This is a genomic window from Pauljensenia sp. C0170B5 (assembly GCF_056590195.1).
This window is the reverse complement of sequence record NZ_JBWPVR010000029.1, coordinates 1-630: the sequence shown is the minus strand read 5'-3', so window position 1 is coordinate 630 and position 630 is coordinate 1. Positions and strand designations below refer to the sequence as shown.

The window sequence follows — 630 nt, the reverse complement described above, 5'->3', positions numbered from 1 at the left end:
GCTGCTGTTGTGGTGGTTGGGTGTGTGGTGGGTTGTTTGTGAACTGTATAGTGGTTGTGAGCATCTTTATTGTGTTTTCTGTGTTTTGTTGTTTTTGCATGTTTTCATGTTTGTGTTGTGTTTAGTTTTTGTGGGCATTCGGTGGATGCCTTGGTACCAAGAGCTGATGAAGGACGTGGCGGCCTGCGATAATCCTTGGGGAGTTGGCGAGCGAGCGTTGATCTGAGGGTGTCCGAATGGGGGAACCTGGCTGGGGTTGTGCCTGGTCACTATCATCTGAATTCATAGGGTGGTAGGGGGAACGCGGGGAAGTGAAACATCTTAGTACCCGTAGGAGAAGATATTTCGTGAGTAGTGGTGAGCGAAAGCGGATGATGGCTAAACCGTGTGCGTGTGTGACTCGGCGGGGGTTGCGTGTGCGGGGTTGTGGGGCTCTTTTTTCTCATCTTCTGCCGGGGGTGGGGGTGTGTGCGTGTGCGTGTGGTGAACATCTTGGGATGGGTGACCGTAGTGCGTGATAGTCGTGTAGCTGTGTGTGTGCGTGTGTGCCAAAGGGGTGCCCGAGTAGTGCGGGGCTCGTGGAATCTCGTGTGAATCTGCCAGGACCACCTGGTAAGCCTGAATACTTTT

At 53.0% G+C, this 630-nt stretch carries 1 rRNA gene; it reads left to right on the top strand.

The window, feature by feature from the left end:
• Positions 1-118: 118 nt before the first annotated feature.
• Positions 119-630 (top strand): 23S ribosomal RNA (locus AC1EJZ_RS11210); the annotation flags it as partial.